This window comes from Streptomyces sp. NPDC028635 (genome assembly GCF_040637635.1).
GTDB lineage: Bacteria > Actinomycetota > Actinomycetes > Streptomycetales > Streptomycetaceae > Streptomyces.
Genome location: NZ_JBEZWX010000003.1, coordinates 285,083 through 311,002, shown reverse-complemented (window position 1 = coordinate 311,002; position 25,920 = coordinate 285,083). Strand labels below are relative to the sequence as shown.

Sequence of the window (25,920 nt, the reverse complement as noted above, 5' to 3'; positions counted from 1 at the left end):
GGTGCGCGGCCAGGGGGTGCGCCCGGTCACGCCGGCCCGGTCGACGCCTGTCGGCCCACGGGCAGGAGGGACCAGCACGGCTGGGCGGTGAGGGCGTCCAGGTCGGGGTCCGTGTCCGCCGCCCAGGCCGCGTAGCCGTCGGGGCGCACCAGCACGGCGCCGGGCAGCCCGGCCACCGGCTCCGCGCGGACGGCGCCGAGGGCCGGCGGGAGGATGCCGGCCAGGTCCAGCAGGACGGGCCGGCCCGACCGGAACAGCGCCGGGTCGACGCCCGGGACCCGGTGACCGGTCAGCGGGTGGCCGCCCGGCACGTCGTAGGCGTGCGACAGGCCCGACATGAGCCCGGCCAGGTGCCGGTTGGTCTCGGGCAGGCGCATCAGGTCCGTGAAGACCTCGCGCAGGGCGACGACGTCCGCTCCGGCCCCCGGTGCGGCGAAGACGCGCTGTGCCTGGGTGATGTGCAGGACCCAGGCTCCGGCCGGATGGCGCTCGGTGTGGTAGCTGTCCAGCAGGTCCGCCGACACGCCCTCCCGCAGCACGGCCGCCAGCTTCCAGCCGAGGTTGAAGGCGTCCTGCACGCCGAGGTTGAGGCCCTGTCCGCCGAACGGCGGGTGGATGTGCGCGGCGTCGCCGGCGAAGAACACCCGGCCCGTGCGGTAGCCGTCGATCTGCCGGGTGGCGTCGCTGAACCGCGAGGCGTTCTCCAGCTCGGCCGGCACGGTCTGCTCGCCGTACACGCGGCGCAGCAGTCCGGCGATCTCCTCGAGCGTCACCGGCGTGTCCTTGGCCGGCTCCGCCCCGTCCGCCACTGCGCCGGTGAACCGGTAGCGGTCGCCCCCCAGCGGCACCAGCATGCCCCAGCCGCCCTCCGCCTCGCGCGTGAGGGTGCTGATGTGCCCGTGCGTCCGGGGGACGAGGTCGGACACCGACGCCAGCCGCACATCGGCCAGGACCGCCGTGAACGTGCCCGGCCTGCCGGGGAACGGCACGCCGAGCAGCTTCCTGACCGTGCTGTGCGCGCCGTCGCAGGCCACGAGGTAGCGCGCTTCGAGCCGCTGGCCGGCGGCCGTCACCGTCACGCCGTCGTCCGACTGCTCCACCGCCGTCACCGGGGTGTCGCGCAGCACCTTCACGCCCAGGGCCGTGGCGCGCTCCTCCAGCACCTCCTCGATCTCCCACTGCGGGATCGGGAGCACATAGGGGTGCGCCGTGTCCCACGCCGTGCAGTCCAGGGGTACGGGCAGCAGCGCGAAGTGCCCGCCCACCGGCTCGCGTGACATGGCCCTGGCCTGCATCGGCTCCAGCAGACCGCGCAGTTCCAGCAGCTCCTGGGTGCGGGGCTGGATCGCGCCCCCCTTGGTCTGCCGGATGCGGTGCGCCAGGCGTTCCACCACCACGGTGTCCACTCCGGCGAGGGCCAGTTCGCAGGCCAGCGTCAGTCCGGTGGGCCCGGCGCCCACCACGCTCACGTCGGTCATCGTTCCTCCAGTCGCTTCACTGGGGGTAAAAGTACACTGAGTGCAGAAAGTCTCCAAGTGCAGTTTTCGGCTACGATGGCGGCATGACAGGGCTACGGGAACGCAAGAGGGCACGCACGCACGCCGCCATCTCCGAGGCGGCCATCGCGCTTTTCCTGGAGCACGGCTTCGACCAGGTGTCGGTGGCGCAGGTGGCGGAGGCCGCCGAGGTCTCGAAGCGGACCGTGTTCGCCTACTTCCCGGCCAAGGAGGACCTCGTCGTCCACCGCTTCGCCGACCACGAGGACGAGGCCGCCCGCGTGGTGCGCACCCGCCCGGCCGGCGTCGGACCGCTGGCCGCCCTGCGCGACCACTTCCTTCGGGCGCTGGCCGAACGCGACCCGGTCACCGGCCTCAACGACCTCCCGCAGATCCTCGCGTTCACCCGCATGGTGCGTGAGACACCGGCGCTGCGGACCAGAGCCGTCGGCTTCCAGGAGGCGTCCGAGCGGGCACTGACCGAGGCGCTCCGGGAGACCGCGGGAGTCCCGGCCCTGACCGCGCGTCTGACGGCCACCCATGTGGTCGGCACGCACTGGCTGCTGTCGATGGACAACTTCCGGGCGCTGGACGGCGGTCAGTCCGCCGACGAGCGCTACCCCCAGGCGGTGGCCGACGCCGAACACGCCTTCACGCTCCTGGCGGAGGGCCTGGCCGGGCACCTGTGAGGGGTGTCCCGTCGCCCCCGCCCGCCCGCCCGCGTAATCACCTCGGCCCGGATCCGGCCGCCGTCCTCGACGCGCCCGGCGCTGCACACTGGAGTACATCCGCCCGCAGATGTCGCAGAGGTGTGCCGGTCGCGCGGGAGGCGGTGGCCCGGGACGACCGCGGAGGTGCCATGCCCGATCCCGGCTCGCCCGCACCCCCCGGCCCCGCCCCGTCCGGGTCCGCTCCCGCCGCGGGTGCCTGGCGTCGCACCCTGCGCCGCCTCAGGCCCCGCAGGCCGGTGCCGCCCGGCCGGGTGCCGCGCGCGTCCCAGCTCCGCATGCTGGTCGCCGTGCTGGACGACGCCGTGGCGGCGCTGTCGTCCGCCGACCTCGCGGTGGCCGCGTGCGGCGCGCCGGACGGGGCGACGTGGCAGGCCGCTCAGGGCTGCGGTCAGGCCGCCCGCGGCTTCCACCGGCTGCGCGCCCGCCTGGAGGAGCTGCCGATCAGCGAGCCCGACCTGGTGGACGCCCGGGACGACGCGGGACGGCTGCTGGCCTACCACCAGTGGATGGTGCACCAGGCCCTGAACCTGGCGTTCAGCATCCACCCCGACGCCCGCACCGAGGCGGCACGGCTGGAGCTCAACGGCCTGGGGCGGCCCGCCGACCGCCTACGGCTGCTGCGCGACGCCCTCGACGAACGCGGAGCCGGTGAGCCGCGGCAGGGATGAGGCACGCGGCGCCGATGCCCGGCACGTGCGGCGGGTGTCCCTTACGGTGACGTTTCATCCCGTACGTCCGTGAACGGAAAGGGGGGCACGACCATGACGTTCGCGCAGGCCGGCGGCAGCGGGCCCGCACCGGCCCGCGAGAGCGGGCGGCGTTCCTGGGCCCCGCTGCTCGCGGTGTGCGCCGGGTACTTCATGGTCATCCTCGACGTCACGGTCATCAACGTCGCCGTGCCGGTGATCGGCCGCGAGCTGTCGGCGTCCCTCACCGGCATCCAGTGGATCACTGACGGCTACACGCTGGTCCTCGCCGCCTTCCTGCTCACCGCCGGTGCGCTCGGCGACCGGCTCGGCAACCGCCGCGTCTTCTGCGCGGGCGTGGCGGTGTTCACCGTGTCCTCGGCCGCGTGCGCGCTGGCGCCGGACGCCCCGTTCCTGGTGGCCGCCCGGCTGGTGGAGGGCCTCGGCGCCGCGCTGATCGTGCCCGGTTCCCTGGCCCTGCTCCAGCAGGCCTACCCCCGGCCGGCCGCACGTTCGCGCGCCTTCGGGCTGTGGGGTTCGATGGCGGGGATCGCGGCGTCCGCCGGACCCCTGCTGGGCGGTCTGCTGGTCTCCACCGCCGGCTGGCGCTGGGTGTTCCTGATCAACCTGCCCGTCGGAGCGGCCTGCCTGCTGCTGACCCTGCGCTGCGTCGCGCCCTCGCCCCGGCGCGTCACCCGGTCCCTGGACTGGCCGGCGCAGTGCGCGGTGGTGGCGACGGTGGCCCTGCTGACCGCGGCCCTGAACGAGGCCGGCCGGCGCGGCTGGTCCGACCCGGCCGTCGTCGCCGGGCTCCTCCTGGCCGCCGCGGCCGCCGCGGCGTTCGTGGTGCGTGAGCGGCTGGCCCGCTCACCCGCCCTGCCGCTGAGCCTGCTGCGTTCCCGCCCCATGGGCGGCGCCTGCGTCATCGGCCTGCTGTTCAACTTCGGCTTCTACGGCATGGTGTTCACCGCCAGTGTGGAGTTCCAGCACCAGCGCGGCTACAGCGCGCTCGGCACCGGGCTGGCGCTCTTCCCGGCGGTGGCCATGACCATGTTCGCCTCCGTCCTGTCCGGGCGGCTGACCCGTCGTACCGGCGACCGGCCGCTGGTGGTCTGCGGCATGCTCCTGGCCGCCCTGGGGCTGGCCGGCTGGACCGCCGCGGGCGACGATCCCGCCTACGCGCTGCTCGTCGCCCCCATGATGGCCGCCGGATTCGGTACGTCCTTCGCCCTCACCGGCTCGACCACCACCGTGATGGCCGCCGCACCGCCCGACCACGCCGGGGCGGCCTCCGCCCTGTTCAACACCACCCGGCAGATCGGCAGCGCCACCGGTGTCGCACTCGGCGGCAGCCTGCTCGCCACCGCCGGCTACACCGCCGGACTGCGGCAGAGCATGGCCATCGGAGCGCTCGCGTATCTGACCGCCGCGCTGCTCGCGTGGCGGTGCGTCCCGGCGGGCCCGGCCACCAAGGCGTAGGGCGATCGCTCGCTGCCGTGCGGAAGACGGATCTACAGTGACGTACGTCCGGACCGGTCGATCTGCGTCCCGAGGAGTGCAGCGTGCGTGACATCCTGCCGGCGCTGGAACGCTGGCACGCCGCCGGTGTCCCGTTCGGGCTGGCCACGGTCGTCGCGGTCAGCCGCAGCGCGCCCCGCGAGCCCGGCGCCGCGATGGCCGTGGGACCGGACGACGAGGTCGTCGGCAGTGTGTCCGGGGGCTGCGTGGAAGGCGCGGCGTTCGCACTCGCGCAGGAGGTCGTCGCGAGCGGCGAGGCCCGCCTGGCGACCTTCGGATACAGCGACGAGGACGCCTTCGCCGTGGGCCTGACCTGCGGAGGCGAGATCACCCTGCTGGTGCGGCCCGTGACGCCGGCGACGGACCCGGTGTTCGGGGCGCTCGCCGCGTCCGTCGCCGCGCGGGAACCAGTGACCCTGGCCACGGTCGTCGACGGGCCCGCGCCGCGCGGGGCCGGCCTCGCGGTGTGGCCGGACCGCGAGGCCGGCACGCTCGGCACCTCCGGGCTGGACGCGGCCGTCACCGCGGACGCACGCGGCGAACTCGCCCTCGGCGCCACGGTCCAGCGGCACTACGGGCCGCGCGGGGAGCGCCGCGAGGACGACGTGACCGTCTTCCTGCAGTCCTTCGCGCCACCGCCGCGCATGCTGGTCTTCGGGGCCATCGACTACGCGGCCGCGGTGGCCCGGATCGGCGGCTTCCTGGGCTACCGGGTCACCGTGTGCGACGCGCGCCCGGTCTTCGCCACGCCTCAGCGGTTCCCGGCGGGAGTCGAGGTCGTCGTGGACTGGCCGCACCGGTATCTCGCCGGGACCGTCACCGACGAGCGCACGGTGATCTGCGTCCTCACCCACGACCCCAAGTTCGACGTGCCGCTCCTCGAGGAGGCACTGCGCCGGCCGGCCGCCTACATCGGGGCGATGGGCAGTCGCCGTACCCACGACGACCGGGCGGCGAGGCTGACGGATGCCGGGGTGACGGCGCAGGAGCTGGCCCGGCTTCGCTCACCGCTCGGCCTCGACCTCGGGGCCCGCACCCCCGAGGAGGTCGCGGTGTCCGTCGCCGCCGAGATCGTCGCCCTGCGCTGGAGCGGCACCGGGACACCGCTCACCGTGACCAGCGGGGCCATCCACCCGCCGCCGGCCGGTTGAGCGCGAGCCGGCGCGGCAGGCGGATGCCGGCCGGGCGAGATCCTGAGGGGCCGCCCGGCCGGCAAGGGTCACAGCGTGGGCGTCCTCCAGACGCAACGGCCGTGGGTGGTCACGCACATCCGGCCGCCGCCGGGGCTGTCACTCCTCGGTGCCGCGACCGCTGTGCAGAACGGCGATCAGCCCCTTCGTGCGGGTGCCGTCCGGCAGGTTCCAGGGCGCGGCGACGTGGCCGATCGCTCCGGGCGGGAGGACGGGCGCGCCGTCCGGCGCGGGCCGCAGGAGCCGGCGCACTCGCAGCGTGGTGCCCTGCGACAGGGGCAGGTCGGTGCCGTCCCGGTCGTCGGCGGGGACCCGGCCGAGGTCCGGGGCGAGCGGGGCCTCGCCGCTGCGGGAGCGGGAGACGTCCGGGGCGGGGGTGTCGCTTACGTTCTGGTCCTGGGCCTGCGCCGTGCCCTCGACCAGGGCCAGCAACTCCGTGACCAGCACCGGGTCGTGGCAGCCGTCGTAGACCCAGCGCCGGCCGAGGACGCCGTGCTCGGCGGTGCCGACGAGGGCGTGCTCGGCCCCGTCGAGCGGGGCGTCGCGGTAGGTGAGCGGCACCAGGTAGGTGACCGGCTCGGCGCCTGAGACGTCGGTGACCACCATGAACTCGATCCCCACCGCGCCGTCGGGGTCGTCCAGCCGGAAGCCCCCGGCCTTGGCCAGCTCCGGCCCGGCCGCGCCACCGCGGTACCACGGGCGGGTGGGAAGCCAGGAGGTGAGCAGTTCCAGTTTGCCGGGCTTCAGGAAAGTCCGGTGGATGACGGCCATGCCGAGGTTCCCTTCCGTCGGATGATCAGGCCTCGACATCCTCGCACCGGCGCGGTGCCGGGGTGTCCGATGCGCCGTCCTGGGCCGGCGGAGAGGGGTGCGCCGGTGTGCGTGGGGACCGGCGTCCCGTGCGGGCGATGACGGCGGTGAGTGCGCCGGCGAGCAGGCCCCAGAAGGCGGAGCCGATGCCGAGGAGGGTGATTCCGGAGGCGGTGGCGAGGAAGGTGACGATCGCGGCCTCCCGTGACTCCTTGTCGGACAGGGCCGTGGCCAGCGAGTTCTCGATCGTGGCCAGCAGTCCGACGCCCGCCGTGGCGAGCACCAGCGCCTGCGGCATGGCGGTGAGCAGCGAGGCGACCGTGGCGCCGAAGACGCCGACACAGAGGTAGAACACCCCGGCCCAGACGCCGGCGACGTACCGCTTGGCGCGGTCGGGATGCGCTTCCGGGCCGGTGCAGATGGCGGCCGTGATGGCGGCGAGGTTCAGCCCGAACGCGCCGAACGGGGCCAGCAGGACGTTGACCGCTCCGGTCCAGGACATCAGCGGCGACACGGGTACGTCGTAGCCCGAGCCGCGCAGGACGGCGACGCCGGGCAGATTCTGCGAGGCCATCGTGACGACGAACAGCGGGACGCCGACACTGATGAGGACCTTCCAGTCGAAGGCCGGCGTGACGAGGACCGGCGTGGCGAGTGAGACCCGCAGGGTGTCCGTGTGCCAGCCGCCGGTGACGACCGAGGCGAGCACGCCGCCGCCGAGCGCGACGAGCACCGCGTAGCGGGGCGCGAAGCGGCGCGCCAGGAGGTAGAGCGCGAACACCGGGAACGCGATGGCGAAATGGCCGTGCATCGTGCTGAAGAGACCGGTGCCGAAGCGCAGCAGCACCCCCGCGAGCAGGGCCGCGGCGAGGGGCACCGGGACGCGGTCCATGGCGCGGGCGAACCAGCCGGTCACGCCGGTGACGAGGACGAGCAGCGCCGAGAACACGAACGCGCCGACCGCCTGCCGCATCGGCACCCCGGCGAGGCCGGTCGACAGCAGGGCCGCGCCCGGTGTCGACCAGGCGGTGACGACGGGCGCGCGATACCGCAGCGAGAGACCGACGCAGGTGACGGCGAGCCCGACGCCGAGCGCGAGCATCCAGGAGCCGATCTCCTGGGGGCCCGCGCCCGCGGCCCTCGCCGCGGTGAACACGAGCGCGGCGGAACTGGTGACGCCCACGGTGACGGCGATCAGCCCGGCGGCCACGGCGGACGGCGGTGCGCCCGCGCGGACGCGGGTGGTGAAGGAGGACATGGGCGACTTCTCGAGGAGGAGGGGCGTTCTGTAAACAGAACGTTCTGTATGTGGAACACTAGGGAGAAGGGCCGGGACCGTCAACCGCGGCCGACGAGGGCGGAAGCAGGATCCGGCGATGGGGCTGAACGACGAGGTGGGGCGCAGGCTCCGGGAGCTGCGCACGCAACGGGGCCTGTCGCTGTCGGAGTTGGCGCGGCGCTCCGGCGTGGGCAAGGGCACCCTGTCCGAGCTCGAGAGCGGTACCCGCAACCCCACCCTGGAGACCCTCTACGCGCTGACCACGGCACTGAACCGGCCGCTCAGCGCGGTCCTCGGCGACGCCCCGCCGTCACGCGCCGAGGAGCACGAGGGCGCCGTCTCCGGCAGCGCGGTCACCGCGGCCCTGATCGAGCGGCACGAGGACGCCGACGCGGTCACCGACATCTTCCGCATCACCATCGCCGCCGGTGCCACGCAGGAGTCGGCCGCGCACGTCCCGGGCACGAGCGAGACGCTGGTGATCCTCAGTGGCACGGCCGTCGTCGGCGTCCTCGGAGCCCCGGCCACGGCCGGGCCGGGTACGTCGGTGTCCTGGCCGGCCGACATCCCGCACCTCTACAGCGCTCCGGGCGGCGACGTGCACGGCATCCTCTTCGTGCGCTATTCGGCCGCCGCCCTGTGACATGCCGAGGAACACCCCCGCGAAAAGGCCGGGTTGCTTTTCATGGCCGCGAGGGCCACACCAGGCAAACACTCCGCTAACATGATCGAACTAAAAAACGATCGCACACTTATATCTGACAAATCGGCTGAAAAATTGATATCCAGACCATCGCGGGTGCCTTCGCGAGCAGACAACACAATGAAGTCCGGCGCGTGGCGTCCGTCACGAGCGGCGCTGTGGACCGCGATGGGCGTGGTGACCCTCGCTTTCCTCATCACCCTGGAGATCGCCGCACGTCACTACGGGGAGCCGGGACCGATCACCGATCAGGCGCGCGAGCTGATATCCGCGCCGAAATCGGGTCCGTTGCTCTACGCCGGCATGGCGCTGACGATGGTGGTGCTCACCTGGCGGGAACGGTGGATGGCGGCGGGCGTGGCAGTCGGTGTCGACGCCGTCCTCTGGCTGGTGCGTTGGGTGGCCGGCGCCCAGGCGACCGGCGGCCACCCCTTCGGCACCGGCGCGTTGTGGGTCGTGCTGGGCTGCGGGGTCATCGCCGTCACCCGCCGCACCGGCCCGGAGCGGACGCTGCTGCTGAAGGGTGTCGGGCTGGGCCTGCTGCTGGTGGCCGGCCGCAAGACGGGCGACGCCTGGCTGCTGATCACGTCCAAGACCCGCCCCGCGGTGCTCGACCAGTACGTCGCCGTGGCCGACCGCGCGCTCGGCAGCCCCTCCTGGCTGGTGGGACGCATGGTCGAGGCCACCGGCCCGATCGGCGCCCACATCCTCGACTACGTCTACGTCCAGCTCGCGGTGGCAGCGGTCGTCGTCGCGCTGTACCAGCTGCGCCACGTCGCCCGTGACCGCCGGTTCCCGGCGCACCACCTGGTGCGCACCTTCCTGGTGATCGGTCTGGTCGGGCCGGGCATCTACATGATCTTCCCGACTGTCGGCCCCATCTTCGCCTACGGCACCGGCGCGTTCGGCACCGGTGGTCTGCACTGGGCGGTGGCCGACCTGTGGCCCCACACCGTGCCGGCGCTCAGCGCCCCGCACTGGATGACCTACGACGAGATCACCCCGCGCAACTGCATGCCCAGCCTGCACACGGCGTGGGCCACGGCGATTTTCCTGCATTCCCGCAAGGGCCCGAAAGCCCTGCAATACGCGGGCACGTTCTGGCTGATCGCCACGCTCACCGCGACGCTGGGATTCGGTTATCACTACGGCGTGGATCTGGTCGCCGGTGTGGTGTTCGCCTTCACCATCGAGGCGGCCCTGCGCTCGTTCGACCGTGGCTGGGACCGCGCGGGAATCCAGCTGGTCGTTCACGGCGCCGTGGTCTTCACGGCGCTCCTCGTGTCGTACCGCTACCTGCCGATGGAGATGGCCCGGCATCCGTGGGTGAGCGGTCCGCTTCTCCTTCTGGCCATGGCCTCCGTGGTGTACGGATATGCGCGCACCATGGGTCTGTGGGAGGTGAAGGTGCTGCCGGCGCACCAGCCCCGGCCCCAGCCGGAACTGGTCTGAGCAGACGGTCCGAGCGGCGCCACGGGTGAGACCCGGGGCGCCGCTCACGTATATCTGCGCCTCGACGAGGCCGGCGACACGTCGTGGCGGCCCGGACTACGTGGTGTGCAGCGGTTCCTTGAACGACTTGCGGAATACCGGCCCGGCGAAGGGGATGATCGAGGACATCATCTTCGCCCTGAACGAGGTGGGATGCCGTTCGAGTCTGACGTCGACGCGGGTGCCGCTGCCCGTAGGAGTCATCCGGAACTGCCAGCCCCCGGAGCCGAAGGGCACCGAGTCGCGGGTGGTGACGGTGACCCTGTTCGCCGAGGGGTCCCATTCGTAGCGTGCGCGCTCCCACGACTTGCCGTTCCCCTCGGTCACCTCCGCCCAGGTGTCGCCCCGCTCGTGGACCTGGAAGTGCTCGGCATCGATGGAGGGCCATTCCTCGACCCGGGAAGGGCTGAAATTCGTCAGCACGCCCATCACCTCGGCCGGGCTCATCGAGGAGTTCACGTGGAAGTGTAGGGATGGCATGACCTGCTCCCCTGGTCGGGCTCCACGGACCTGGACGGTCCACCTTCCAGAGTGCGCCTCGGGCCGGCACTCCGCATTGAGACGTGTCCTTGTGTCACTCGCCGATGACCGATGGTTATCGTCCCTGGAAGGTGCACGCGTGACGTTCACGCACCGGTGATCCCGCGGGCATCAGACAGGCAGGCCGTGTCCCCCCTTGGAGTCCCCATGACCTCGCCGGGTTCCGGAGAGCAGCAGGCGCTCGTGCGCTCCTTCGCTGTGGCGCGTCATGGCAGACTCTGGCTGGTGCCGACGGTCCTGTACGCGCTGGTGGCACTCCTGCTGACGCTGCTCTACATGGGCGGCATCCTCGACCCGCAAGGGAACCTGCACCGTCTGCCGATCGCCCTGGTCGACTCCGACCAGGGACCGCCGCTGCCGGGACAGCAGCAGACACTGGGCGCTCAGGTGAGCCGGTCGGTCATCGCGGCGACCCCGGCGGGCACCGTGCAGTGGCGCCGGCTCAGCCAGGCTCAGTTGCAGGACCAGCTCGCGTCGGGCAAGGTCTACGGCGCGTTGGTCGTGCCGGCCGACTTCACCCGGTCGGTGGCGGCGCTGGCGACGCCCCGGGGCACCGCACGGCCCGCTCTCACCGTCCTGACCAATCCCGGGCTGGGCAGCCTCGGATCCTCCCTGGCCGCCCAGATCACCCAGCGCGCGGCGCACCAGGCATCCCTGACGATCGGCCGGCAGCTGACGAGACAGGCGACCGCCCAGAGGGCCGACGCCACCACACGTACGCTCCTGGGCGACCCGGTCACCGTCACCACGCGGGTGGGCCATCCCATCGGCAAGCACAGCGGCCTCGGCCTGAGCGCCTTCTACTTCACACTGCTCCTGGTGCTCACCGGCTTCATCGGCGCGAACATCATCCACAGCGGCGTGGACGCGGGCCTCGGCTACACCGACAACGAGATCGGGCCCTGGCACACCCGGCGGCCGACGGTGCCGATCAGCCGCACCCAGACACTGCTGCTGAAGATGCTCATGAGCGCGGCCATCACCGTGCTCACCACCAGCCTGCTGATGATCGCCGCCATCGGGATCCTGGGCATGGACGCGACGCACCTGCCGCTGCTGTGGGTCTTCTCCTACTGCGCGAGCCTGGCCGTGGGCCTGGGCGTGCAGGCCATCAACGCGGCCTTCGGCGGGATCGGCCAGGTGGTGTCCATGTTCGTCTTCATCGCCCTGGCCCTGCCGTCCTCGGGGGCGACGATTCCCCTCCACGCCGTTCCCGGGTTCTACCGTTTCCTGGCGCTGTTCGAACCGATGCGGCAACTGAGCGACGGCGTCCGGGCCATCCTCTACTTCGACGCCCGGGCCGACGCCGGACTGACCCGTGGCTGGGTCATGATCGCCGTCGGCGTCGCCCTCGCCCTGCTCTTCGGTTTCCTCATGACCCTGTACTACGACCGCAAGGGGCTGCACCGCCTGATCGCCCGGGCTCCCGCACCACCCGCCGAGGCATCGTGACCGAGCCGTGCGGGCGAAGTCCGCGGGCCCCCCGCGTCCCCCCTCACCGGAGTCGCCGTGACCTTCGCCCGCTCCTCGATCCGGACCCGGCTCGAAGCCGGCGTCCTGTCCGCCACCCTCGACGCCGGCCCCCTCAACCTCCTTGGTGCCGCACTGGTCCGTGACCTGGTCTCCCTCGTCGACACACTGCACAACGACCCCGGTGACGTGCGCGTCGTCATCCTCGACAGCGCCTCGCCGGACTACTTCTGCGCGCACGTGGATCTCACCGAGGTCCCGCAGTACACCGCGGAGGCCGCGAAGGCCGGCGGCCCCGGTGACGCCTCGCTCGGCATGTTCCTGCACCGGCTGGCGCGCGTGCCGGTGATCACCATCGCCAAGGTGCGCGGCCGGGCCCGCGGCGGTGGCAACGAACTCGCCCTGGCCTGCGACATGATCTTCGCCTCGCGGGAGAACGCGGTCTTCGGCCAGTTCGAGTCCGGGACCGGTGCCCTGCCCGGCGCGGGCGGCATCCAGCACCTGGCCCGGCGACTCGGCCGTACCCGCGCCATCGAAGCCATCGCCGGCGCGGACGACTTCGACGCCGACCTCGCCGAACACTACGGCTGGATCAACCGCGCCCTGCCCGACGCCGAACTGGACGGCTTCGTCGAGCGCTTGGCCAAGCGCATCGCCGGCTTCCCGCCCCAGGGGGTGCAGGCCGCCAAGCGCGCCGTCAACGACCTCACGCTGGCCGAGCCCGCACACGTCCGTTCCGACGCCGCGATGTTTCAGAGTCTGATCAGCCTGCCCGAAACCCGCGAGCGCCTGGCCCGTCTGACCGAGCGGGGTCTGAGCCGTGTGGGGGAGACGGAACGCGACCTCGGCACGGCTGTGGCGGACTTCCCCGGTTGACCCGCCGGGCACCGGAGACAGGCCGCACCGGGCGACGGTATCGGCCGCCCCCAGCGGTCACGTGCGCAGATGCGACGCCCCGTTGAGGTCCAGGATCGTGCCGGAGGCCCATTCCGCGGCCGGCGAGGCGAGCCATACGACGGCCGCCGCGATCTCCTGCGCGGAGGCGACGCGCCCGAACGGGCTCTGCGCGCGGATGGCGGCACCTTCCGCGCCCTCCAGCCGCGGGGCGACCCGCTCCGTGTCGAAGAAGCCGGGCGCGACCGAGGCCACGGCGATGCCGTACGGCGCCAGCGACACCGCGAGCGACTGGCCCAGGGCGTGCACCGCCGCCTTCGTCGCCCCGTACGCCGGATGGTCCGGTTCGCCACGAAAGGCGCCGCGCGAACCGATGTTGACGATGCGTCCGCCCGTGCCCTGGTCGATCATGCGCCGCGCCGCGAGATGACTGAGGTTCGCCGTGGCGAGCAGGTTCACGCAGACATGCCGCTGCCAGAGCGCCACCCACTCCTCGTACGGCGTCTCCGGCAGAGGATGGCGGATGTTCACCGCCGCGTTGTTCACCAGCACGTCGACACCGCCGAGCGCGTCGGCCGCCGCGTCCACGACGGCCGCCGCACCCGCCGGATCGGCGAGATCGCCCCCGACCAGGGTGTGCCCGGAACCGGCGAGGGAGTCGAGCGTCACCCGGGCGTCGTCCTCACGCGACCCGAAGTGCACGGCGACCCGGTCACCGCCGTCGGCGAACGCCTGCGCCACGGCCCGTCCGAGCCCCCGCGACGCACCGCTGACCAGCACACGCCGCCCGGACGCGGAGGCGCTCACGCCCATGAGAGATCCTGCACGGTCGTCACGATGCGGGGCCCTTTCACCGAGGTACGCGGACGGCGCCAGCATAGGAGACGCCCGCTCGCTCAGCCGCGGTGGACGATCTCCCCTCCGACCATGACCAGCTCGCACACGGTCCCCGGGATGGCCTCGGGCTCGACGGTGAGGACGTCACGGGAGAGGACGACCAGGTCGGCGACCTTGCCGACCGACAGCGAACCGCGCTCGTGCTCGAGGAAGTTGGCGTACGCCGACCCCATCGTGTAACCGTGCACCGCGGTCTCGATGTCCACCGTCTCCTCGGGCATCCACGCCTCGCCTCCGCCGAGCGGCCGGCGCGTCACCGCCGTGTACAGGCCCACCATGGGATCCATCTCGGCGACGTTCCAGTCACTGGAGAACGCCAGCGTGGCCCCGGCCCGGTGCAGGCTGCGCATGGGCCACGCCTTGTGCCAGCGCTCCGGGCCGACGTTGCGCGCCCAGTCCTGGCCGGGCCCGGCGATCTCGGGAGCGCAGTGGCGCGGCTGCATACAGGCCACCACCCCGAGGCCGGCGAAGCGCGGCACGTCCGCGGGGTCGCAGCATTCCACGTGGACGACCTGGTGGCGGGCGTCGCGCGGGCCGTTCTCCGCGCGGGCACGGGCGACCGCGTCCAGCACGGTGCGGATGCCGCGGTCCCCGGTGGCGTGCACGAAGCACTGGAAGCCGCGCGCGTCGAGCCGGGTCAGCAGCTCGGTGAACTCCTCGGGCGGGTAGAAGGTGTCACCGCGGTGCCGGCAGCCCGTGTACGGCTCCAGCAGGGCGGCCGTGCGCGGCTCGACCACGTCGTCGATGTAGAGCTTGAGCGGCCCCACCCGCATCCACTCGTCGTCGAACCGCCGCGCCGCCTCAGCGAACTCGTCCAGGTCGGCCTCGGTGGTGCCGCGCGGATGGAACAGCGCGGCCACCAGCCGCGAGCGCAGCCGGCCCTCCTTGCGCGCGCGGACGAACAGCTCCAGATCGTCCAGGGAGTTCTGGGGCTCCACGACGGTGGTGATGCCGAAGCGCACGGCGTCGTCCAGGCTGCGCAGCAGCCGCCCGTACTGGCGCTCCGGGGAGGCCCAGGGCACACCCAGTTCGCGCAGCGCTCGATGCCCTTCGCGGGACAGGCCCCGCACGGCGAAGTCCCGTACGAAACCGGTGGGTTCGCCGGTGGCGGGGTCGGTCTCGGGGACGCCGAAGGGCAGTTCGCCGCAGCCGCGTGTCACACCGAGCCGGGCCATCGCGGCGCTGTTGAGCCACATGGTGTGCACGTCGTAGCTGAGCACGAAGGCGGGGGTGTCGCCGGTCAGTTCGTCGAGGTCCCGGGCGCGTGGCATCCGGCCGTCGGGCAGGACCGAGTAGTCGAAGCCCTCCGCCTCGATCCACGCGGCGGCGGGGTGCTGTGCGCGCCAGGCGCCGATCCGGGCGGCGACCTCGGTGAGCGAGCGGGCCCCGGCCAGTTGCACGCACTCCTCGTCGGAGCCGAGCCGGACGTGGTTGTGCGCGTCCACGAAGCCCGGCAGGACCCGCCGCCCTCCCGCGTCGACGACGTCGGTGCCGGGGCCGGTCCACGCGTCGGCGTCCGCGTCGGAGCCCACCCACACGATCCGGCCGTCCCGTACGGCGAGCGCCTCGGCCGAGGGCAGGCCCGGGTCGACGGTGTGGATACGGGCGTTGCGCAGGACCAGCTGGGCGGGGGAGGGGAGCGTCACGGTCTGTTCTCCAGGGTGGGTGCGGTGGTTGGGCGAGGGCGGTACGGGGAGGTGTCAGTCGTCGGCGTCGGGAGCGGCGACCTGCCAGCGGTCGTGCGGACGGCGGCGCAGGTAGAGGACGTAGTAGAGAGCCGCCGCCGCGACGACCCCGCCGGTGATGGCGAGATCGCGTCCGGCTTGCTGGTAGAGCACGTAACCGACCGAGGCGAGCACGACGACGGGGGCGAGCGGCCACAGCGGCATCCGCCAGGCCGGCCGGTCGCGCAGCGGTGCGCGGCGGGCGGCGAGCGCGGCCAGGGCGAGCAGGACGTAGACGACGGCCAGGATCGCGCCGGTGGCCTCGTACAGCGTCGACAGGTCGGCGAAGCAGGCCAGTGCCGCTCCGGGCAGGCTGATGACGAGGGTGGCGACCCACGGGGAGCCGAAGCGGGGGTGCAGCCGGGTCAGCGCGCGGTTGACGGGCGCGGGCCAGGCCCGGTCCCGGCCCGACGCGTAGACCACCCGGGCGTTCTGCAGCACCATGACGAGGACCGCGTTGAGGATGGCCAGCGCGACGCACAGGTCGATGACGGTGGCCGTGGTGTCGCCCGCCCAGCCGCGCACCAGGTCCGAGAAGGTGGCCGTGGAGAGCGTGTCGGTCGACGCGGTGCCCAGCACCGCCGCGACGGCGGGCACCAGGATGACGGCGGCGCCGATGAACAGCGACCAGAACACGGCACGCGCCACGTTGCGGCGGGGCCGGTGGATCTCCTCGGCGAGATAGGAGGCGGTGCCGAACCCGTTGACCACGAACATCGCCGCGGCGAGCCCGGAGACGAGGAGCCCCAGGGTGAACGTCGGGTGCCCGGAGGTCGCCTGGGACACCTCCGGGTGGACGAGTACCGACGGGGAGCGGCGGGTGTGGGCGAGGCCCAGGACGGCCACCACCCCGGCGGCCACCACCTCCAGCGCCAGGAAGGCCCCGGTCACCAGGGCGTTGGACTTCACGTCGAGGACGGCCGTCGCGATCGCCACGAGCATGACGGCACAGCCGGCGATCTGCGGGTCCACCCGGACCAGGTCGGCGAGGTAGTCGGCCGTGCCCAGAGCGATCACCGGCGGGATGACCACGAGCATGGCGATGGTCATCGCGAAGGTCACCCAGCCGAGGAACCGCCCGAGCAGTGCGTCGACCATGGCGTACTCGCCGCCGGAACTCGGGGTGAGCGTGCCCAGTTCGGCGTAGCAGGCGCCCACCGCGATCGAGATGACGATGCCCACCGCGATGGTCAGGGGTGCGCCCGTGCCCTGACCGGCGAACAGTTCGGGGACCAGGATGAACAGCGACGAGGCGGGCGTGATGCAGGACAGCGTGAGCAGCACGGCGCCCACCGGTCCGAGGACCCGGGCCAGTGCGGCGGGCGCGGGCGGGGACGTCGGCGGCGACGTCTGCGTTCTCGGCGCGTCGCCGGGCGGGGTGTCGGCGGATGTATGCGTCATGGAGGTGTCCCCGGGTTCGGGCGGCTGGCCGCGGGCGGGAGGGGCGGAGGAAGCGGGCGGAGGAAGCGGGCGGAGGAAGCGGGCGGAAGAGGCACACTTCCTTGAATGCGGTTCAAGGGAGTTTGAACGTCATACAAGATGTGGACCGGGATACGGCTCTGTCAATAGGCCGGCGGAGGAGTCCCAGAATTTGAACGCCATTCAAGCTGCGGCGGACGCGCCGCTAGACTGTCCGGCGTGACGGCACCAGTGACACGACGCAGGCGCGGCGGGGCGATCGCCCGTGAGCGCATGCTCGAAGAGGCGATGCGGGCCATCGCGGAGCACGGTCTGGCCGAGCTGACGATGTCCGGACTCGCCGAACGCCTCGGCACCTCCGGCGGGCACATCCTGTACTACTTCGGCACCAAGGACCGGCTGCTCCTCGAAGCACTGCGGTGGAGCGAGGACCGGCTCACCGGGGAACGGCGGGCCCTGCTGTCGCGGCGCACCACCGTCGCCCGCCGCCTGGACGCCTTCGTCGAGCTCTATCTGCCCCAAGGGCCGCGCGACTCCCGCTGGATGCTGTGGATCGAACTGTGGGCGCGCGCCGCCGGGAACAGTGAACTGACCGGTGCACAGGAGGAGTTCGACCGGGCCTGGCAGGAGGACCTGGAACACCTGCTGCGGAAGGGCGTGCGTCAGGGGCGCTTCGCTCTGGCCGAGGAGGAGGTCCCGGAGGCCGCCGACACACTCCTCGCCCTCCTCGACGGGCTCAGCACCCGGGTGGTGCTGGGCCTGCGCGGAGCCACCCGCGAGGGAGCCGTGCGCACCGCGCGCGGCGCTGCCCGCAACGCCGTGCGCCCCCGCGCCTGACCCGGGTCCCCCGCGAGGGTCCGGTGCTGCTCGCAACGCCGTGCGCCCCCGCGCCTGACCCGGGTCCCCGGGAGGCGCCGGGTCACCCGTTCGGTGCGACGGTCGTGGTGACGCGGGTCAGGGCCGGCCGGCGGGGCGCGGAACCGAACCCGAAACGCACGGGCGGGTCCACGGGCGCCAGGGCGCCGAGATCGACGCCCTCGAAGGCCGCCGACACCCCGGTGACCGGCCACAGCCCGCGGGCGCCGTACCACTCCCGGCGTCCGGGCACGGCGCTGCCGCGGGTCCGCACACCGCGCAGCAGCAGCCGGGCCACCGGATCCGTCACCACCGTCCAGGCCGCACCCCGGGCGAGCGGGCCGGGCACGGCCGCGAGCAGCAGACCCAGCGGCCCTGGCCGGCCGACGCCGAAGCGCAGCTCCAGCGGCCCCGCGCGCACCGCACACCTGCTGCCCGCCGCCGTCACGTCGACGGGCACGACGCGCACCGCGTCGAAGAGATAGGTGCCGCTGACGAAATCGGCGACGCGCCGCGTGGGCGCCAGCAGCAGCCGCTCCCCGTCCGCGCGCTCGATCATCACATCGCTGAACGGCCCGAACGGTGACCGCGGCCAGTGGCCCACCACGATCCGCGTGCCCGACGTGGTGCCCAGCCCCGCGATCCAGCCGTCGAAGCGCAGACGCGCTCTCCTGCCCCCGGGGGACACAAGGCTCGCGTCGGGCGCCCCGGCGCCCTCAGCGGCACGGACGGGAAGGCCCGAGCCGGACATGCCTGACCCCTTCCGAGAAGTGCACCACGGGCTCGCCGGCGGGAGCCGGGAGACCGGCCCCGCGGGTCAGGGTCTCCTCGACCACCTCGAGGGAGGCGGCCCGCAGCGGCCAGGGCTCGTGCTCGACCGGCGTCTGCCACAGCAGGCCGTACCGGCGGGTGTACGCCCGCCACCGCGACGTCAGCCACACGTCCCGCTCCGTCGGCCTGATCGGATCACCGGGGCGGACGACGAGCCGGTAGGCGATGGCGCCGCCCCGCCGGGAGCCCGAGTACGTCACGACGTCCCCGTCCATGGAGACCCGCAGGGCGCCCCGGTGGTACGGCACGCCCACGGCCCGCGCCGCCAGCATCAGGGGAAAGGTGACCTCGATGGTCAGGAACCACAGCCCGTCCCGCCCGGAGTCCCGGTGCCGGGCATAGGTGCGCAGGTTGGTCTCCGCGAACGTCGGCAGGCCCGGCAGCGCGGCAGGCACACCGGGCGGGCGGACATCGGCCATGACGAAGGGCGTCAGACTCACCCAGGCCGCGCCGTCGTACTCGTCGACGACGAGTTCCGGCGGCAGCAGGGCCTGCACGGCCCGCGGCGGAAACGGCCAGTGCACGAACGTCTGCCGCAGCCAGCCGGTCCTGAGCGCGGGGATGCGTACCCGCTGCTCCGCTCCATACGCGACCACCAACCCTGCGTTCCCCACCGCCCACCGGCAAAACGCCGTGCCGCGCCGGGCGGCCGGCGCCCTCGGGCACGGTGGCCGGCGCGGGCGGCGGGCGCTGGGCCCGGGCGCGGTCGCCGGGCCGGCCGTCCGCCGGACGCGGCCCGGTCAGTGGTTCCGCTGATCCGGTCCGTGGTGGTGCGCCGTGGCCTCCGCGACCTGCTTGAGCGCCGACGCCGTAGCCGGGTCGCCGACCTTGGCGGGCTCCTCGTGCACATGCTCCTCCGGGCCGCCGCGGTGGAAGCGGGACGGTGCCAGCCGGTCGCCCGCGCCCTGCTCCTCCGCGGCGGTGCCGTCGGCGTGCACGGGCACCGGCCCGGGCCCCTCGGCCCCGCCCGCAGCGGTCCCCGCCCCGTCGCCCTCGCCCGATGCGCCCCGGAAACTCTCGGTGTCCGCGCCCTCCCGGGCACCGCGTTCGGGGCGCGGCTGGGTGAGCCAGGCGACGGCGGCGCCCGCGAGCGCCACGGGCCACTCCACCACCCCGGCGACGCCCAGCACGCCGGCCCCGGTGTAGACGGCCAACCGGCGGCCGCGTGGGGAGATCGCTCCGATCCGGTCCAGCGCATCGTCGGCGAACCTGCCCACCTGCTCGGCCCCCGGCAGGCGCCGGAGCCCCGAGGCGACGGCCCCGAGCGGCTGGAGAAGACCCGACGGACGACTTCCGACCTGGCTCATTTCGAACTCCTCCCGCATGTCGTCGACAGGCGGCTCCTGTCTCCCAGTGTCACACTCGCCGGGCGCGGTACGGGCCTCTCGAGGGGCCCGGAGTGCGGGCCGCTCGCGGCAGGGCCGCTCCCATCACGGCGGCTCGCAGCCGGGCCGCGTACGACGGGTCCGCTCACGGCGGGTCCGCCCGCAGGGAGTCCGCCCACAGGAGGACCGCCCACGGTTGGTCCGCCGATGGGAGGCCCGCCGACGGGAGGTCCGCCCCCGGAAGGTCCGCTCCCGGCAGGGCCGCGTGCGGTGGGCTCGCTCACAGCAGGGCCGGGGCCGCGCCGGGGGCGAGCCGCATCCGTCCGCCGTGGCCGCAGACCACGACCCGGTCGCCGAGACCGGCCCGGTCGGCCTCGGCGAGGAACGCGGACAGCGGCGAGCGCATCACCGTGTAGTCGCCGTAGTGGACCGGCAGGATGCGCCGGGGAGCGAGAAGCCGGGCGAGTTCCGCGCCCTGCGCACCGTCCATGGTGACCACGAACCCGCCGGGAAGGCGGGTGCCGCCCAGGTGCAGGACGGCCAGATCGGCGGCCGGGAAGCGGGTGGCGATCTCGGCCAGCCCGTCGTACGGCAGGGTGTCGCCGGAGACGTACAGCCGCAGTCGCGCGGGCCGCCCCGGCGGGCCGAACTCCAGCATGCTGCCCATCACCGGCGGCAGCAGCCCGCGGACCACCGGGTGACCGGCGTGCCGCCCCGGCAGAGCCGTGACCCTGACCTGCGCCTCGCCGCGCCGGAGGGTGAAGTGCCGCCAGCTGCGCAGTCCCGCCGTACGGGGAAAGCCGTGCACGACCCTCAGCCGGCGCGCGGCGTGCGGGGTGGTCAGCACCGGAACGGTACGGTCCAGACCCCGGCGCGCCCGCCGGTCCCAGTGGTCCCCGTGCAGATGGGAGAGCACGATCCCGTCGAGGCGGGGCAGTTCGTCCACGTCGAGGGCCGGTTCGGTCAGCCGCCGGCTCAGCAGCCCGTACCCGAGGTAGGCGTACTGCCCCCGGTGCAGGAAGTTCGGATCGGTCAGGAGGGTGAGCGGTCCGTAGCGCAGCAGGACGGTCGCGTTGCCGATGAAATGGACGTCGAGCGCGTCGTCGGGGGCGTCGTCCGTGATCGGGGACATGGTCGCCCGCCCTTCGCCGGGGTCGCGGGGCGCCTGCCACACGCCGCCACCGCGTCGGGTCGTCTCTGTCGGGGTCGTCTCGGTCGGGGTCGTCTCGGTTCGATCCGCCGCGGGTTCCCCGGCGCGGCCGCCCGAAAACGGCCGGCCGCAGGCGACGGCTCACCGGCCCGGTGTGTGGCGGCCGCACTCGACACGTGACCGGCCCGGCGCGTGACGGCCGCAGCCGGGGGTACCCAGCACAGCCGTGCGGGGCTGGTTACCACGCCGCTTCCCGCAGGCGGAGCGAAAAGGAGTGTCCATGACCGGCGACAGACCCCGTACCGGCGCACGGCGGACCCGGCGTCTGCGGGAGACCGCCGCCGAGGTGTTCGGCTGGGACGAGCTGCGACCCGAGCAGCTCACGGCGATGGAGTGGGTCCTTCAGGGACGGGACACCCTCGTCGTCATGCCGACCGGAGCCGGCAAGTCCGCCGTGTACCAGGTCCCCGCCCTGCTGCTGCCCGGCCCCGTGGTGGTCGTCTCGCCGCTGCTCGCGCTGCAGCGGGACCAGATCGCCGGCCTGCCCGGCGGCCGGGGCGGACCGGGGGCCGTCGCCGTGAACTCCGACCTCTCCGCGGCCGAGACGCAGGCGGCCTGGGAGGCGGTGGGCAGTGGCGCGATCACCTACGTGTACCTGTCCCCGGAGCAACTGGCCAAGGACGAGGTGGTGCAGCGGCTGGCCGACGCCCGCCCCTCCCTGTTCGTGGTGGACGAGGCCCAGTGCGTGTCGTCCTGGGGGCATGACTTCCGGCCCGACTACCTCCGCCTCGCCCAGGCCGTACGGCGCCTGGGCCGGCCCCCCGTCCTCGCGCTGACCGCGACCGCCGCGCCGCCCGTCCGGCAGGACATCGTCGAGCGGCTCGGCATGGACCGGCCCCGGCACCTGGTCACCGGGTTCGACCGCCCCGAGATCCGGCTCGAGGTCCACCGCCACCTTCAGGACGGCGAACGCCGGCGCCTGGTCGTGGAGCAGGCGGCGGCCGAGCCCAAACCCGGCATCGTCTACGCCGCGACCCGCAAGGACACCGAGCACTACGCCGCGGAGCTGGCCTCGCTGGGACTCTCCGCCGAGGCCTACCACGCGGGGCTGCGCGCCGCGGAACGCCGGCGGATCCACGAGGCGTTCCTCGCGGGCGAGGCGGACGTGGTGGTCGCGACCACGGCCTTCGGTATGGGCATCGACAAGGAGGACGTGCGGTTCGTCCTGCACGCCGCACTGCCGGGCTCCCTGGACGCCTACTACCAGGAGATCGGCCGTTGCGGCCGGGACGGGCGGCCGGCCGTGGCCGTACTGCACTTCCGTCCCGAGGACACCGGCATGCAGGCGTACTTCAGCGGTCGTGCTCCCGGCGCGGACACCGTCGGCGCGGTCGTACGGGCCGTCCACGAGCACGCGGACGATCCGGCGGGGCTCGACGAACTGCGCCAGGACACCGGTCTGTCCCGCACCAGGGTCACCACCGCCGTGAACCTGCTGGAGGAGGCCGGGGCCGTGGCGACGGACGCCTCGGGCGCCGTCCGGCCGGAACCGGACACCGCCCCGTCCCGGGCGGTCAGGCGGGCGGAGCAAAGCGCCGAGGCCCATCAGCGCATGGACCGCTCCCGGGTCGACATGGCCCGGGCCTACGCCGAGACGACCGGGTGCCGGCGGCGGTTCCTGCTGGGGTACTTCGGCGAGGAGTACGAGGCACCGTGCGGGAACTGCGACGTCTGTGAGGCCAGGGAGGCCGAGGGCGGCCCCGGCACGCGCGACGCGCGTCAGGCGGTGCATCCGGACGCCGGCGCCTATCCGGTCGGTACGGCCGTGCGGCACGGCCGATGGGGGAGGGGAACCGTGCTCAGCGAGGACGGGGACCGCATCACCGTGCTCTTCGACGACGTCGGCTACCGCACGCTTTCCCTGGAAGCGCTGGCCGGCCGCGACGACCTGCTCACGGCGGCGAGCGAGCCGGGCGGCGAGCCGTCCGACCGCTGAGCGGACACCGTCACCGGCCCGGCGCGGCAGCCGGTCCGTCCGTCACCGCGTCGGGCCCGGCTCGCTCAGCACCCGGAACGTCGCCGGTCCCAGCGTGAGCACCCCGTCGCTCAGGGGGGTGCACCGCACGCCGCCCTTGCCCCGCAGGGCCCGCTGCGCACCGGGACCGATGGTCACGTCCATCCAGGCGCAGGGCCGCGCGGGACGGTTCACTGCGAGGACGACGGGCCCGGCGCCGCAGTCCAGGGAGATCGTCGCGCCGACGAAGCCGTCGATGTCGACACCGCCGAGCAGGACGTTCCGCCGGGTGTGCCGCAGGTCGGCGCCCGGGTCGATGTCCCGGGGAAGGTTCTCCGCGGACATCAGTGTCACCGAGGCGTCCCGGTGGGCGGCCCTGCCGTAGTAGCGGTCACCGACCAGTCCCAGCCCGCGGCGCACCTCGATCCGTGTCACCGACTCGTCGTCCGGTCCTGGAGCGGGCCCGTCCGCCGGCCGCCCGGACAGCCGGTGCGCCGGCGACACCAGCAGCTGCAGCACCGCCACCTCGGTCATGACCTCACCCTAGACGAACAGGTGAACGGACCGGACCCGCCGGCCGGCCCGCTACACCTTCCGGGCCATCCCGGCGGAGATGAGGTGCTCCCAGACGGTGAGTTCCCGCTGCCCGCCGCCGCGGTTCCACCGGCTGTCGACCACGTCGGGACGCCACAGGCTGGCGGGGACGACACCCGGTTCGAGGATCTCCAGGCCCTCCAGCAGGGCGGCGATCTCTTCGTCGCTGCGCCACCGGCCCCGGCCGAAGGTCTGCTGGAGCACCTTCTCCGCCTCCTCCGTCTCCGGGTTGTTGCCGGAGCGGAAGTGGCTGACGAAGAAGTAGCTCCCGGCGGGCACCTGTTCGCGCCAGTACCGCACGATGGCGGCGGGGTCCTCCTCGTCGTTGACGTGGTGGAGGATGGCGCTGAATATGACGGCGACCGGCCGGTCGAAGTCGATCAACTCGACGGTGTCCGGGTGGTTGCGGATGGCCTCGGGGTCGCGCACGTCCGCCGGGACGACCCGGGTGTTGTCGTTCTCCTCCAGCAACGCCCGCCCGTGCACCAGGACCTGCGGGTCGGTGTCGACGTACACGACCCGGGACTCCGGCGCGTGCCGCTGCGCGACCTGGTGGACGTTGTCCGCGGTCGGCAGACCACTGCCGAGGTCGACGAACTGCCGTACGTCCGTGGTCGTCGCGATCTCCCGCACCGCGCGTGTGAGGGCCGCCCGGTTGGCGAAGGCGATCGCCACGGAACCGGGAAGGTCACGTTTGAAGACGTCACCGATCTCCCGGTCCACGGCGTAGTTGTCCTTGCCGCCGAGCAGGTAGTCGTACACACGGGCGATGCTGGGCTTGGTGGAGTCGATGGCGGAGCCTTCATGCGTCATGGCGACCATCTTCCCCTCCCACCCCGCCCGTTGACCACGACTTTGGCTTGCCGAGGTCTTTTCAGCGCCCCCGGCGGGTGCACTCACTTCTTCTTCACGCCCTCGTTCCAGATCAGCTTGGCGATGTTCGGCTTCACCGCCGTGGTGATCACCCCCATCGCCGTGCGCACGTACCGGCGCTCGGCCGCCTCGCGGAGCATGCTCGCGGCCAGGTCGGAGCGAGCGGTGAACACTCCGTCCGCGCTGGTCTCCGCCGTGTGATAGTCCGTCACCACGGGGTGCTCGAAGAGCCCCGAGGGCCGTACGAGCGTCCAGTCGAGGTCCGTCTCACGGATCACGGCCTCCATGCGGCGCATGTCCTCGTGCAGGGTGCGGCCGAGGCGCCGGTTCACCAGCGGGTCGAGCACCAGGTTGAAGAAGTGTGCGCCGGTGGGGCGCCAGTGCGGGTCCGCGATGCTCGAACTCACCGCGAGGAGACGTTTGACCCCGTGACGGGCCATCGCCTCGGTGATCGTCCGGGCGCTCGCGGAGTAGGTGGTGATCTCCTTCTTGCTGTACGGCGTGCCCAGTACCGACAGGACGGCGTCCGTACCGCCCACCGCGGCGTCGACGCCGCCCGGATCGGTCGCGTCGGCGACCGCCACGGCGAGCCCCGGACGCCCGGCGATCGAGCCGGGCCGCCGGGTCACGGCGACGACCTCGTGACCGGCCGCGAGAGCCTGGTCGACGAGCCGGCGGCCGGTGGGTCCATTGGCTCCGAAGACGGTGATGCGCATGACGGCGGGTCCTTTTCCTCGTACGGGCGGCGGAACGCCCTTGACCCTGCCGGTCGGGCGGCGCAAGCTCAACGCCGATGAATAAACCGCCACCCCTCGCGCCGGCCGGCCCCCGGGGGCGGGGCCGTCCCCGAGGCAACCCGCCCACCCGCGCGTCGATCGTCTCCGCCGCCCGTCCGCTCTTCGTGGAGCGCGGCTACCGCGCCACCACGCTGCGCGCCGTCGCCCGGGCCGCCGGAGTGGACCCCGCTGCGATCGCGTACCACTTCGGGTCGAAGAAAGCCCTGTTCGCCGACGTCATGCAGGTCCACTGCGCCAACGCGCTCACCGTCGACCGCGTCCTGGCCGGCGACCCGGCCACCCTGCCCGACCGTCTCATCGACACGGTGACCGGGCTGTGGGAGGACCCCGACTTCCGCAAGCTCACCAGTCAGGGAGAGGAGGTCGCGGCAGCCGTCCGCGACTATCTGGAATCCGAGCTCCTGGCCCGCCTCGTTGAATTTCTGGGGGGCCGGACCGCCACCGCGCGGGCCACCGCGGTCGTCACCGTCCTCGGCGGGCTGATCTACACCCGCTACCTCAACCCCCTGCCCACGGCCGCCGCCCTCACCTCCGACGAGATCCGCCGCGTCCTCGCCCCCGCACTGCACGCGGCGCTCAACCCGGGCAAGCGTCCGCGATGAGGAGTTCGTGCGCGTCCCGCCCTGGGCCCCT

At 73.3% G+C, this 25,920-nt stretch carries 25 protein-coding genes; 11 read left to right on the top strand and 14 right to left on the bottom strand.

Annotated features, from left to right (window positions below):
- Positions 1-26 precede the first annotated feature (26 nt).
- Positions 27-1,478 carry an FAD-dependent oxidoreductase gene (locus AB0E88_RS05525; protein WP_361624206.1) on the bottom strand — a complete coding sequence of 484 codons (1,452 nt, stop codon included), beginning with the start codon at positions 1,476-1,478 and terminating at the stop codon, positions 27-29.
- An 83-nt stretch (positions 1,479-1,561) separates the two neighbouring features.
- On the opposite strand from AB0E88_RS05525, the gene AB0E88_RS05520 reads away from it, so the two are divergent.
- The 4 genes from AB0E88_RS05520 to AB0E88_RS05505 all read left to right on the top strand — a co-directional run bounded on the left by AB0E88_RS05520 (position 1,562) and on the right by AB0E88_RS05505 (position 5,582).
- Positions 1,562-2,185, top strand: coding sequence for a TetR family transcriptional regulator (locus AB0E88_RS05520; protein WP_361624203.1), 624 nt, complete (start codon positions 1,562-1,564; stop codon positions 2,183-2,185).
- Positions 2,186-2,355: 170 nt separating this feature from the next.
- Entirely contained in the window at positions 2,356-2,895 is a 540-nt protein-coding gene (locus AB0E88_RS05515; RefSeq protein ID WP_361624200.1) for a hypothetical protein, read from the top strand.
- A 93-nt stretch (positions 2,896-2,988) separates the two neighbouring features.
- On the top strand, positions 2,989-4,392 hold the full coding sequence (locus tag AB0E88_RS05510) for an MFS transporter (RefSeq protein WP_361624197.1): 1,404 nt from the start codon (positions 2,989-2,991) through the stop codon (positions 4,390-4,392).
- An 83-nt stretch (positions 4,393-4,475) separates the two neighbouring features.
- Positions 4,476-5,582 (top strand): XdhC/CoxI family protein, encoded by a 1,107-nt coding sequence (locus AB0E88_RS05505; RefSeq protein ID WP_361624194.1) that lies wholly within the window; start codon positions 4,476-4,478, stop codon positions 5,580-5,582.
- A 138-nt stretch (positions 5,583-5,720) separates the two neighbouring features.
- Here the strand turns inward: AB0E88_RS05505 and AB0E88_RS05500 are convergent, their stop codons facing one another.
- Together AB0E88_RS05500 and AB0E88_RS05495 are read right to left on the bottom strand one after the other, a co-directional pair.
- Positions 5,721-6,392 (bottom strand): 1,4-alpha-glucan branching protein, encoded by a 672-nt coding sequence (locus tag AB0E88_RS05500; RefSeq protein ID WP_361624191.1) that lies wholly within the window; start codon positions 6,390-6,392, stop codon positions 5,721-5,723.
- Between the two features lie 25 nt (positions 6,393-6,417).
- On the bottom strand, positions 6,418-7,689 hold the full coding sequence (locus tag AB0E88_RS05495) for a benzoate/H(+) symporter BenE family transporter (RefSeq protein ID WP_361624188.1): 1,272 nt from the start codon (positions 7,687-7,689) through the stop codon (positions 6,418-6,420).
- A 118-nt stretch (positions 7,690-7,807) separates the two neighbouring features.
- Between AB0E88_RS05495 and AB0E88_RS05490 the strand changes: the two genes are divergently transcribed.
- Positions 7,808-8,353 (top strand): helix-turn-helix domain-containing protein, encoded by a 546-nt coding sequence (locus AB0E88_RS05490; protein ID WP_361624185.1) that lies wholly within the window; start codon positions 7,808-7,810, stop codon positions 8,351-8,353.
- A 180-nt stretch (positions 8,354-8,533) separates the two neighbouring features.
- Positions 8,534-9,865, top strand: a complete 1,332-nt coding sequence (locus AB0E88_RS05485; protein WP_361624182.1) for a phosphatase PAP2 family protein — start codon at positions 8,534-8,536, stop codon at positions 9,863-9,865.
- 96 nt (positions 9,866-9,961) lie between these two features.
- Here the strand turns inward: AB0E88_RS05485 and AB0E88_RS05480 are convergent, their stop codons facing one another.
- On the bottom strand, positions 9,962-10,384 hold the full coding sequence (locus AB0E88_RS05480; RefSeq protein WP_361624179.1) for a hypothetical protein: 423 nt from the start codon (positions 10,382-10,384) through the stop codon (positions 9,962-9,964).
- 207 nt (positions 10,385-10,591) lie between these two features.
- Between AB0E88_RS05480 and AB0E88_RS05475 the strand changes: the two genes are divergently transcribed.
- Positions 10,592-11,896, top strand: a complete 1,305-nt coding sequence (locus AB0E88_RS05475) for a DUF3533 domain-containing protein (protein WP_361624176.1) — start codon at positions 10,592-10,594, stop codon at positions 11,894-11,896.
- Positions 11,897-11,953: 57 nt separating this feature from the next.
- Entirely contained in the window at positions 11,954-12,790 is an 837-nt protein-coding gene (locus AB0E88_RS05470; protein ID WP_361624173.1) for an enoyl-CoA hydratase/isomerase family protein, read from the top strand.
- A gap of 57 nt (positions 12,791-12,847) precedes the next feature.
- On the opposite strand, the gene AB0E88_RS05465 is transcribed toward AB0E88_RS05470, so the two are convergent.
- The 3 genes from AB0E88_RS05465 to AB0E88_RS05455 form a co-directional block, all read right to left on the bottom strand.
- The gene (locus AB0E88_RS05465) at positions 12,848-13,621 is read right to left on the bottom strand and encodes an SDR family oxidoreductase (protein WP_361624170.1); all 774 of its coding nucleotides are present in this window, start codon (positions 13,619-13,621) and stop codon (positions 12,848-12,850) included.
- An 83-nt stretch (positions 13,622-13,704) separates the two neighbouring features.
- Positions 13,705-15,351 carry an amidohydrolase gene (locus AB0E88_RS05460; RefSeq protein WP_361624167.1) on the bottom strand — a complete coding sequence of 549 codons (1,647 nt, stop codon included), beginning with the start codon at positions 15,349-15,351 and terminating at the stop codon, positions 13,705-13,707.
- 54 nt (positions 15,352-15,405) lie between these two features.
- Positions 15,406-16,830 (bottom strand): APC family permease, encoded by a 1,425-nt coding sequence (locus AB0E88_RS05455; RefSeq protein WP_361624164.1) that lies wholly within the window; start codon positions 16,828-16,830, stop codon positions 15,406-15,408.
- 237 nt (positions 16,831-17,067) lie between these two features.
- Here AB0E88_RS05455 and AB0E88_RS05450 point away from each other — a divergent pair, with 237 nt between their 5' ends.
- A complete protein-coding gene (locus AB0E88_RS05450; RefSeq protein ID WP_361624161.1) occupies positions 17,068-17,685 on the top strand; it encodes a TetR/AcrR family transcriptional regulator in 618 nt (205 codons plus the stop codon).
- 82 nt (positions 17,686-17,767) lie between these two features.
- On the opposite strand, the gene AB0E88_RS05445 is transcribed toward AB0E88_RS05450, so the two are convergent.
- The 4 genes from AB0E88_RS05445 to AB0E88_RS05430 form a co-directional block, all read right to left on the bottom strand.
- Positions 17,768-18,454: a hypothetical protein gene (locus AB0E88_RS05445; protein WP_361624158.1), complete on the bottom strand. Its 687-nt coding sequence runs from the start codon at positions 18,452-18,454 to the stop codon at positions 17,768-17,770.
- Positions 18,420-19,130, bottom strand: a complete 711-nt coding sequence (locus AB0E88_RS05440; RefSeq protein ID WP_361624155.1) for a DUF2071 domain-containing protein — start codon at positions 19,128-19,130, stop codon at positions 18,420-18,422. The genes AB0E88_RS05445 and AB0E88_RS05440 overlap by 35 nt, the downstream gene beginning before the upstream one ends.
- A 144-nt stretch (positions 19,131-19,274) precedes the next feature.
- The gene (locus AB0E88_RS05435; protein WP_361624152.1) at positions 19,275-19,841 is read right to left on the bottom strand and encodes a hypothetical protein; all 567 of its coding nucleotides are present in this window, start codon (positions 19,839-19,841) and stop codon (positions 19,275-19,277) included.
- A 298-nt stretch (positions 19,842-20,139) separates the two neighbouring features.
- The gene (locus tag AB0E88_RS05430; protein WP_361624149.1) at positions 20,140-20,991 is read right to left on the bottom strand and encodes an MBL fold metallo-hydrolase; all 852 of its coding nucleotides are present in this window, start codon (positions 20,989-20,991) and stop codon (positions 20,140-20,142) included.
- A gap of 298 nt (positions 20,992-21,289) precedes the next feature.
- Here AB0E88_RS05430 and AB0E88_RS05425 point away from each other — a divergent pair, with 298 nt between their 5' ends.
- Complete coding sequence (locus AB0E88_RS05425) at positions 21,290-23,005, top strand: RecQ family ATP-dependent DNA helicase (protein ID WP_361624146.1); 1,716 nt, start codon at positions 21,290-21,292, stop codon at positions 23,003-23,005.
- Between the two features lie 42 nt (positions 23,006-23,047).
- Here the strand turns inward: AB0E88_RS05425 and AB0E88_RS05420 are convergent, their stop codons facing one another.
- From AB0E88_RS05420 to AB0E88_RS05410, 3 genes are all read right to left on the bottom strand, one after another.
- Positions 23,048-23,557 carry a molybdenum cofactor biosysynthesis protein gene (locus tag AB0E88_RS05420; RefSeq protein WP_361624143.1) on the bottom strand — a complete coding sequence of 170 codons (510 nt, stop codon included), beginning with the start codon at positions 23,555-23,557 and terminating at the stop codon, positions 23,048-23,050.
- 51 nt (positions 23,558-23,608) lie between these two features.
- Positions 23,609-24,430, bottom strand: coding sequence for an SAM-dependent methyltransferase (locus AB0E88_RS05415; RefSeq protein ID WP_361624140.1), 822 nt, complete (start codon positions 24,428-24,430; stop codon positions 23,609-23,611).
- Between the two features lie 83 nt (positions 24,431-24,513).
- Complete coding sequence (locus AB0E88_RS05410) at positions 24,514-25,206, bottom strand: NAD(P)H-binding protein (RefSeq protein WP_361624137.1); 693 nt, start codon at positions 25,204-25,206, stop codon at positions 24,514-24,516.
- A 77-nt stretch (positions 25,207-25,283) separates the two neighbouring features.
- On the opposite strand from AB0E88_RS05410, the gene AB0E88_RS05405 reads away from it, so the two are divergent.
- A complete protein-coding gene (locus AB0E88_RS05405; RefSeq protein WP_361624134.1) occupies positions 25,284-25,889 on the top strand; it encodes a TetR family transcriptional regulator in 606 nt (201 codons plus the stop codon).
- Positions 25,890-25,920: the final 31 nt, after the last annotated feature.

Coding starts and splice junctions, on each gene's coding strand:
- AB0E88_RS05445 (WP_361624158.1), bottom strand. CDS start 18,454: ATGTCCGGCTCGGGCCTTCCCGTCCGTGCCGCTGAGGGCGCCGGGGCG.
- AB0E88_RS05475 (WP_361624176.1), top strand. CDS start 10,592: ATGACCTCGCCGGGTTCCGGAGAGCAGCAGGCGCTCGTGCGCTCCTTC.
- AB0E88_RS05525 (WP_361624206.1), bottom strand. CDS start 1,478: ATGACCGACGTGAGCGTGGTGGGCGCCGGGCCCACCGGACTGACGCTG.
- AB0E88_RS05495 (WP_361624188.1), bottom strand. CDS start 7,689: ATGTCCTCCTTCACCACCCGCGTCCGCGCGGGCGCACCGCCGTCCGCC.
- AB0E88_RS05455 (WP_361624164.1), bottom strand. CDS start 16,830: ATGACGCATACATCCGCCGACACCCCGCCCGGCGACGCGCCGAGAACG.
- AB0E88_RS05500 (WP_361624191.1), bottom strand. CDS start 6,392: ATGGCCGTCATCCACCGGACTTTCCTGAAGCCCGGCAAACTGGAACTG.
- AB0E88_RS05435 (WP_361624152.1), bottom strand. CDS start 19,841: ATGAGCCAGGTCGGAAGTCGTCCGTCGGGTCTTCTCCAGCCGCTCGGG.
- AB0E88_RS05465 (WP_361624170.1), bottom strand. CDS start 13,621: ATGGGCGTGAGCGCCTCCGCGTCCGGGCGGCGTGTGCTGGTCAGCGGT.
- AB0E88_RS05415 (WP_361624140.1), bottom strand. CDS start 24,430: ATGACGCATGAAGGCTCCGCCATCGACTCCACCAAGCCCAGCATCGCC.
- AB0E88_RS05490 (WP_361624185.1), top strand. CDS start 7,808: ATGGGGCTGAACGACGAGGTGGGGCGCAGGCTCCGGGAGCTGCGCACG.
- AB0E88_RS05425 (WP_361624146.1), top strand. CDS start 21,290: ATGACCGGCGACAGACCCCGTACCGGCGCACGGCGGACCCGGCGTCTG.
- AB0E88_RS05520 (WP_361624203.1), top strand. CDS start 1,562: ATGACAGGGCTACGGGAACGCAAGAGGGCACGCACGCACGCCGCCATC.
- AB0E88_RS05515 (WP_361624200.1), top strand. CDS start 2,356: ATGCCCGATCCCGGCTCGCCCGCACCCCCCGGCCCCGCCCCGTCCGGG.
- AB0E88_RS05405 (WP_361624134.1), top strand. CDS start 25,284: ATGAATAAACCGCCACCCCTCGCGCCGGCCGGCCCCCGGGGGCGGGGC.
- AB0E88_RS05485 (WP_361624182.1), top strand. CDS start 8,534: ATGAAGTCCGGCGCGTGGCGTCCGTCACGAGCGGCGCTGTGGACCGCG.
- AB0E88_RS05420 (WP_361624143.1), bottom strand. CDS start 23,557: ATGACCGAGGTGGCGGTGCTGCAGCTGCTGGTGTCGCCGGCGCACCGG.
- AB0E88_RS05430 (WP_361624149.1), bottom strand. CDS start 20,991: ATGTCCCCGATCACGGACGACGCCCCCGACGACGCGCTCGACGTCCAT.
- AB0E88_RS05510 (WP_361624197.1), top strand. CDS start 2,989: ATGACGTTCGCGCAGGCCGGCGGCAGCGGGCCCGCACCGGCCCGCGAG.
- AB0E88_RS05480 (WP_361624179.1), bottom strand. CDS start 10,384: ATGCCATCCCTACACTTCCACGTGAACTCCTCGATGAGCCCGGCCGAG.
- AB0E88_RS05410 (WP_361624137.1), bottom strand. CDS start 25,206: ATGCGCATCACCGTCTTCGGAGCCAATGGACCCACCGGCCGCCGGCTC.